The organism is Streptomyces sp. NPDC051020 (genome assembly GCF_040683105.1).
In the GTDB taxonomy this organism is placed as follows: domain Bacteria; phylum Actinomycetota; class Actinomycetes; order Streptomycetales; family Streptomycetaceae; genus Streptomyces.
Map to the genome: position 1 here is coordinate 68,691 of NZ_JBFBCG010000038.1, position 7,520 is coordinate 76,210.

7 protein-coding genes and 1 pseudogene are annotated in these 7,520 nt (G+C 69.6%); 6 read left to right on the plus strand and 2 right to left on the minus strand.

The window, feature by feature from the left end; genetic code table 11:
* Positions 1 to 44 precede the first annotated feature (44 nt).
* The gene (locus AB0N06_RS21545; RefSeq protein ID WP_366136292.1) at positions 45 to 1,001 is read right to left on the minus strand and encodes a beta-ketoacyl-ACP synthase III; all 957 of its coding nucleotides are present in this window, start codon (positions 999 to 1,001) and stop codon (positions 45 to 47) included.
* A gap of 262 nt (positions 1,002 to 1,263) precedes the next feature.
* On the opposite strand from AB0N06_RS21545, the pseudogene AB0N06_RS21550 reads away from it, so the two are divergent.
* Both AB0N06_RS21550 and fdhD read left to right on the plus strand, forming a co-directional pair.
* Positions 1,264 to 1,453, plus strand: a pseudogene (locus AB0N06_RS21550) (Fe-S-binding domain-containing protein); the annotation flags it as partial.
* Positions 1,454 to 1,464: 11 nt separating this feature from the next.
* The gene (fdhD, locus tag AB0N06_RS21555) at positions 1,465 to 2,313 is read left to right on the plus strand and encodes a formate dehydrogenase accessory sulfurtransferase FdhD (protein WP_366136293.1); all 849 of its coding nucleotides are present in this window, start codon (positions 1,465 to 1,467) and stop codon (positions 2,311 to 2,313) included.
* 115 nt (positions 2,314 to 2,428) lie between these two features.
* Here fdhD and AB0N06_RS21560 read toward each other — a convergent pair whose 3' ends face one another.
* Entirely contained in the window at positions 2,429 to 3,433 is a 1,005-nt protein-coding gene (locus AB0N06_RS21560; protein WP_366136294.1) for a bile acid:sodium symporter family protein, read from the minus strand.
* On the opposite strand from AB0N06_RS21560, the gene AB0N06_RS21565 reads away from it, so the two are divergent.
* The 4 genes from AB0N06_RS21565 (at position 3,411) to AB0N06_RS21580 (ending at position 7,331) form a co-directional block, all read left to right on the plus strand.
* Positions 3,411 to 3,635, plus strand: a complete 225-nt coding sequence (locus AB0N06_RS21565; RefSeq protein WP_366136295.1) for a hypothetical protein — start codon at positions 3,411 to 3,413, stop codon at positions 3,633 to 3,635. The two genes, AB0N06_RS21560 and AB0N06_RS21565, sit on opposite strands and share 23 nt — an antisense overlap.
* A 296-nt stretch (positions 3,636 to 3,931) precedes the next feature.
* A complete protein-coding gene (locus AB0N06_RS21570) occupies positions 3,932 to 5,731 on the plus strand; it encodes an AMP-dependent synthetase/ligase (protein WP_366136296.1) in 1,800 nt (599 codons plus the stop codon).
* Between the two features lie 185 nt (positions 5,732 to 5,916).
* On the plus strand, positions 5,917 to 6,753 hold the full coding sequence (locus AB0N06_RS21575; RefSeq protein ID WP_366136298.1) for an aldo/keto reductase: 837 nt from the start codon (positions 5,917 to 5,919) through the stop codon (positions 6,751 to 6,753).
* A 95-nt stretch (positions 6,754 to 6,848) separates the two neighbouring features.
* Positions 6,849 to 7,331, plus strand: a complete 483-nt coding sequence (locus AB0N06_RS21580) for an RICIN domain-containing protein (RefSeq protein ID WP_366136299.1) — start codon at positions 6,849 to 6,851, stop codon at positions 7,329 to 7,331.
* Positions 7,332 to 7,520 lie beyond the last annotated feature (189 nt).

Sequence of the window (7,520 nt, forward strand, 5' to 3'; positions counted from 1 at the left end):
GAGCAATTGCTTATCGTCTACAGACTACCGAGCACCGTGGGGGGTCAGGGGCAACGGATCACCTGACCCGCGTACGAGAGGTTCCCGCCGAACCCGAAGAGCAGTGCCGAAGCGCCGCTGGCGACCTCGCCGCGCTCCACCAGTTTCGACAGGGCCATGGGGATCGAAGCGGCGGACGTATTTCCGGAATCCACGACATCCCGGGCGATGACTGCGTTGACCGCACCGATCTTCCTGGCGACCGGTTCGATGATCCGCAGATTGGCCTGGTGCAGTACCACCGCGGCGAGATCCTCGGGGGCGACTCCAGCCTTTTCGCACACTTTGCGCGCGATGGGCGGCAGTTGGGTGGTGGCCCAGCGGTAGACGGACTGCCCCTCCTGGGCGAAGCGCGGCGGCGTTCCCTCGATCCGGACCGCGCGGCCCATCTCCGGCACCGAACCCCAGAGCACGGGGCCGATTCCGGGTGCGGCGTCCGCGCCGCCCTGCGGGTCCGCGACCACGACGGCGGCGCCCGCACCGTCGCCGAGCAGGACGCAGGTGGAGCGGTCGGTCCAGTCGGCGATGTCGGCCATTTTGTCGGCGCCGATCACCAGCGCACGGGTCGCGGAGCCCGCCCGGATCGCATGGTCGGCGGTGGCAAGGGCGTGGGTGAAGCCGGAGCAGACCACGTTGATGTCCATGACGGCGGGCGAAGCCATGCCGAGGCGGGCCGCCACGCGCGCGGACATGCTCGGCGAACGGTCGATCGCGGTGGAGGTCGCGACAAGGACCAGATCGATGTCGGCGGGGTCGAGTCCGGCCGTGGCGAGCGCCTTGGCCGCCGCGTGCGCGGCCATCTCGTCGACCGGCTCGTCAGGGCCTCCCACATGGCGGGTCTTGATCCCGACGCGACTGGTGATCCACTCGTCGCTGGTGTCGACCATGGCCGCCAGGTCGTCATTGGTGAGCACCTTGGCGGGCTGATAGTGGCCGAGCGCCACGACACGTGAGCCGGTCATGTAGAGGTTCCCCTCGCTACGTATGGCAGGAACTATCCAGTCTTGGTGGCTACCGCCCGGTACGAGGGCACGTGATCCCACAGGATTACCGGCTGAGGCTTGGAGGCTTGACCACACCCTTGCCGCCGCCTGAACACATACTGTAGACAATATTCTGTCGACCTGACATCGTCTCCTTTTCCCTCGCTCGACCCCTTGCCGAACGGAGAGCCCCGTAACGTCGCACGTGTCGGCGCCGGTGCGACCGGGCAGCATCGAGGTCGGGACCTGGGACGAGCCGGCCCACACCGAGACCACGACCGTCTGCGGGCCTCCTGCGGTGTCCGCTGCAATGTCACACTCCATGTGCAGGACAATGGCTCGTCAAGGTCGCCTCTCCGCACGACAACCCGGTGACGCACGGCAACCTCTGCATCAAGGGCCGCTTCGGCTTCCACCACGTACAGAATCGGGTTCAGTCGCCATGGGACGGGTCACCGAGCGCCGCCGCACCATCCGCATCCGGGACGGGGCGGTCTCCACGCGCCCCGACACCCTCGTCGCCGAGGAGCCCCTGGAGATCCGGCTGAACGGGAGACCGCTCGCCATCACCATGCGCACGCCGGGCGACGACTTCGCGCTGGCGGCGGGCTTCCTGGTCAGCGAGGGCGTGATCGGTGACGGCTCCGAGGTGCAGTCGATCGTGTACTGCGCGGGGGCGACGGCGGACGGTGTGAACACGTACAACGTGGTGGATGTGAAGCTCGCGCCCGGCGTGCAGGTTCCCGACATCACGCTCGAACGCAACGTCTACACGACCTCCTCCTGCGGGCTGTGCGGCAAGGCGAGCCTCGACGCGGTCCGCACCACCACCCGGCACCCGGTCGCCGACACTCCTCCGGTCCGGGTCGAGCCCGCCCTGCTCTCGGCTCTCCCGGACCGGCTCCGCGCGTCGCAGCGGGTCTTCGACCGGACCGGAGGCCTGCATGCGGCGGCTCTGTTCTCCGAGACGGGGGAACTGCTCGACATCCGGGAGGACGTCGGTCGGCACAACGCGGTCGACAAGCTCGTCGGCCGGGCCCTGACCGACGGCCGGCTGCCGTTGTCCCGCGCGATTCTGCTGGTGTCGGGGCGGGCCTCCTTCGAGCTGGCGCAGAAGGCGGTGATGGCCGGGATCCCGGTGCTCGCTGCGGTCTCGGCGCCGTCGTCGCTCGCCGTGGATCTGGCGGCGGAGACCGGACTGACCCTGGTCGGATTTCTGCGGGGCTCCTCCATGAACGTGTACGCGGGTGAGCACCGCATCGCCCTGGAGGCGACGGCCGGCCAGGGCTGAGGTGCCCGGCCCGTGACACGGGTCAGGGGTCCGACCGGCTGAGAGCGCCCCCTGCGCCGGCCGATCCCGCTTCCGCAGCCTCCGTCATCGGCGCCGTCGGGTTCGGGCGAGCACGTCAGCCCACCGAAAGGAGCTCCTCCACCACCGCACCGCCCGCCGGAATCCCCGGGCGCTCCCGGAGTCCGTCCTGCGGATCCCGCGAGCGCCGCTTCGCGAGCACCGCGCACACCATCAACTGCATCTGGTGGAAGAGCATCAGGGGCAGCACGGCGAGGCCGGCGTGCGCCCCGAAGAGCACGCTGGCCATCGGGAGCCCGGACGCCAGGCTCTTCTTCGAACCGGCGAACTGGATGGCGATCCGGTCCCCTCGGTCGAAGCCGAGCCGCTTCGCCCCGTACCAGGTCAGCGTGAGCATCAGCGCGAGCAGTACCGCTTCGGCGGCCAGCAGCGCACCGAGCCTGGTCGGGGTGACCTGGTGCCAGATGCCGGCGACCATGCCCTCGCTGAAAGCCGTATAGACGACCAGCAGGATCGAGCCCCGGTCGACCCGGCCGAGGACCCTCTTGTGTCGGGTGAGGAAGCCGCCGATCCAGCGGCGCAGCAGCTGCCCGGCGATGAACGGGAGCAGCAGCTGGACCCCGATCCTCAGCAGCGCGTCGGCCGAGAATCCGCCGCCGCTGTTGCCGAGCAGCGCTGCGGCGAGCAGCGGGGTGAGGAAGATCCCGGCGATCGAGGAGAAGGAGCCCGCGCAGATCGCCGCCGGCACGTTGCCGCGGGCGATCGAGGTGAAGGCGATCGACGACTGGATGGTCGACGGGACGAGGCAGAGAAAGAGGAAGCCGGTGTAGAGCTGCGGGGTCAGGACGTACGGAACCAGCCCCTTGCCGGCCAGTCCCAGCAGCGGGAACGCGACGAAGGTACAGATCAGGACGGTGAGGTGGAGCCGCCAGTGCCTGAGGCCGTCGAGCGCCTCGGCGGTCGAGAGGCGGGCACCGTACAGGAAGAAGAGGAGGGCGACCGCTCCGGTCGACGCGCCGTCCGCGACCTCCGCGGCGGTCAGCGGACTCGTCGCGGCGGCCCATGCCGGTCTCGGCGTGATGGCGCACACCCGCGGGCTCATCCCGCCGGGACTGACTCCCGTACCGGCCAGGGCGGGGCTGCCGGAACTCGGCGACGTGGATTTCGTCCTGCTGCACGGCCGCCGCCGGGACGCGGCGCAGGAGGCGGCGGACGCGCTCGCGGCGGCGATCCTGGCGGGCGGCGACCGGCTGATCCGCGGCGTCGGCGGGGTCAACGCGATCAGCGGCCGCGACGGCGCATAACCGCACGCGTGCGCGGGAGAATGGGCGGCAGGTACGGAACACAACTCGACCGTCATGACGGGAGTGGCCGAGGCGTACAGATTCGGTGGAGATTCCGGCGCGAGCTACTTACTCCACCGTCAGAAGCGCGCCCGAGCCTTGCCCATCTGGCCGGATATCTGTGGCCGAACCTGTGCGGGTGGCATGCTTTCCGGTCGCTCCGGGCCCTCCCGCCGAGCCACCCGGTGGGGTAGCGTCACGGCGCTGTGCGGAGCGCCACAAGGAGCAGGTCATTGCGCGAGTTCACTGTCCCCCCCATGGCGGTCGCGCCCCAGGTAGGCGGGCTGGCCGATGCCGTCTTCGACTATGCGGAGGAGGATCCGCACCGCGTCGCGCTGGGCCGGAAGGACGCGGACGGACGCTGGCGTGATGTCACCGCGGCGGCGTTCCGCGACGAGGTCCTCGCGCTCGCCAAGGGGCTGATCGCCCACGGTGTCCGATTCGGCGACCGGGTCGCCCTGATGGCGCGTACCCGTTACGAGTGGACACTCTTCGACTTCGCGCTGTGGTCGGTCGGCGCCCAGTCCGTGCCGGTCTATCCGACGTCCTCCGCCGAGCAGGTCTTCTGGATGCTGCACGACGCCGAGGTGTCCGCGATCATGGTCGAGCACGAGGACCATGCGATGACGATCGCCTCGGTCATCGACCGGCTGCCCCAGCTGAAGCGGCTCTGGCAGCTGGACTCGGACGCGGTGACCGAGCTGGTCGAGGCGGGCGTGCGTGTCGAGGACGAGGTGGTGCACCGGCACCGGCGGGCGGTGACGCCCGAATCGGTGGCGACCGTCATCTACACGTCCGGCACCACGGGCCGCCCCAAGGGCTGCCTGATCACGCACGCCAACTTCATGTTCGAGACGGACACGATGGCGTTGCGCTGGGAGTCGGTCTTCCGCTCCAAGCCGGGCGACGAGGCCGCCACGCTCCTCTTCCTGCCGCTGGCGCACGTCTTCGGCCGGGTGGTCGAGATCGCGGCGGTCCGCGGCCGGGTGAAGCTGGGCCATCAGCCGGAGCTGTCGGCGAAGGCACTCATGCCGGACCTGGTGTCGTTCCGGCCGACATTCATCCTGGCGGTTCCGTACATCTTCGAGAAGGTCTTCAACGGCGCCCGGCGCAAGGCCGAGGCGGAGGGCAGGATCGGGCCCTTCGACAAGGCCGCCGAGGTCGCCGTGAAGTACGCGGAGGCGATGGAGCACCGGGCGTTCGGGACCGGCCCCGGCCCTTCCGCGGGGCTGCGGATGCAGCACCAGTTCTTCGACAAGGTCGTGTACAAGAAGGTCCGCGACGCGATGGGCGGCCGGGTCCGGCACGCCATGTCGGGCGGTTCGGGGATGGAGCGGCGACTCGGGCTGTTCTTCGAGGGCGCGGGCGTCACGGTGTACGAGGGGTACGGACTGACCGAGTCCACGGCGGCGGCCACCGCCAATCCGCCGGAGCGCACCCGGTACGGCACGGTCGGGCAGCCGATCCCCGGCACCACGGTGCACATCGCCGATGACGGCGAGGTCTGGGTGCACGGCGCCCAGGTCTTCGGCGGCTACCTGGGCAACCCGAACGCCACCGCCGCGGTGCTGCACGACGGCTGGCTGGCCACCGGCGACCTGGGTGCGCTCGACGAGGACGGCTATCTGACGATCACCGGGCGGAAGAAGGAGATCCTGGTGACATCGGGCGGCAAGAGTGTGTCGCCGGCCGGTCTGGAGGAGCGAGTGCGGGCCCATCCGCTGGTGGCGCAGTGCATCGTGGTCGGCAACGACCGGCCGTACATCGCGGCGCTGGTGACCGTGGACCAGGAGTCCGTGGACCACTGGCTGACCATGCAGGGGCGGCCGCCGATGAACGCGGCGGACCTGGTGCGGGACCCGGATCTGGAGATGGAGGTCAGGCGGGCGGTGGTGGCCGCCAACACGGCGGTGTCGCAGGCCGAGTCGATCCGTACCTTCCGGATCCTTGCGCATCAGTTCACCGAGGAGCACGGTCTGCTGACCCCGTCGCTGAAGCTGAAGCGAAAGGCGATCGAGACGGTGTACGCGGTCGAGGTGGACGCACTGTACCGCTGAGATCGCAGGGCGTCGGGCGCCCACTCCCTGTCGCGGGGGAGCCAAAGGGTCGGAGCGCTGTCGGGCCCTGCTCGCGTCGGTCCCGGGCCGACGCGGTAGGGAACGGCCGGTCGGCGGGGAATGCATGGCGCCTCGTGATCGTTGAGATGTGGATACCAACCGACGACGTAAAGGATCGCCCCCTCGTGAGCCAGGTCCCCTCCCTCACCCTCAACAACGGCGTCGAGATGCCGCAGCTCGGTTTCGGTGTCTGGCAGGTGCCGGACGACGAGGCCGCGAAGACGGTCGCGACCGCCATCGAGTCCGGGTACCGGAGCATCGACACCGCCGCGATCTACGGGAACGAGGAGGGCACCGGCAAGGCCGTCGCCGCCTCCGGTGTCCCCCGCGAGGAGCTCTTCGTCACCACCAAGCTGTGGAACGCCGACCAGGGCTACGAGTCGACGATGCGCGCATTCGACGCCTCACTGGACAAGCTGGGCCTCGACTACGTCGACCTGTACCTGATCCACTGGCCGGTGCCTGCCAAGGACGCGTACATCGACACGTACAAGGCGTTCGAGAAGATCTACGCCGACGGTCGCGCGAAGGCCATCGGTGTCTCCAACTTCCTTCCGGAGCACTTGGAGCGCCTGCTCGGCGAGACCTCCGTGGTCCCGGTGATCAACCAGATCGAGCTGCACCCGCAGTTCCAGCAGGCCGAGTCACGCGCCTTCCACGCGCGGCACGGCATCGCCACCGAGGCCTGGTCCCCGCTGGGTCAGGGCAAGGGCCTCCTGGAGGTCCCGACGGTCGTCGCGATCGCCCGCAAGCACGGCCGCACACCCGCGCAGGCGGTGCTCCGCTGGCACCTCCAGACGGGCAACGTGGTGATCCCGAAGTCCGTGACGCCGTCGCGGATCGCGGAGAACATCGATGTGTTCGGCTTCGAGCTGGACGCCGACGACCTGGCCGCGTTCGCCGCGCTCGACGAGGGCAAGCGGCTCGGCCCGAACCCGGGCGAGTTCAACGTGGGCGCCTGAGCCCAGCCGTTGCACGACCGAATCACGCACGACCGCCGTCCGGCTCCCCCGCCGGGCGGCGGTCTGCATGCGGGTAACCCGGAGGAGACACCATCATGAGCGCGGATACCGCACCCGTTGTCGCACCAGGTCTGTATCGGCTGCGCAATGTGGGCAGCGGACTGCTGCTGGAGGTTGACGGCTGCGCCAAGGGCAGCGGCGCCAACGTGCAGCAGGGCGCGGACAAGCAGGACGGGGCGGGTGGGCGGCAGTGGCAGCTCTCCCCCGTGCACGAGGGTGCCGCGCTGTACCACCTGACCAATGCGCACAGCGGCAAGCGGCTGGACGTCGCGCAGGCCTCCACGGAGAACGGCGCCAACGTCCAGCAGTGGAAGGCCAACAACTACGGCGCCCAGGAGTGGCTGATCGAACAGCACCTTGATGCGCCGGGCACCGTGACGCTGGTCAGTTTCATCAGCGGACTCGTCCTGGAAGTGGCCGACGGTTCCACGGCGGACGGCGCCAACGTCCAGCAAGGGGAGGACACCGACTCCCCCGGCCAGTGGTGGCAGTTGGAGCCGGTAACGGACAAGTCCTAGTGCCCCGGCAAGCTTTGCCCCGTCGCGTCGCAAACATTGCCGGTCACGGCACTAGGGCGCGTTTCGACAGTAGCGTCGTCCGCCCGTAGGGCGGGCCAGGCGGCGTCTGGTGCGTGCGATCGCAAGGCGGAGGGTCGCCCCGATACTGGGCGTATCGGGGCGAGCCCGACAACGCAGCGAGCGTGCGTG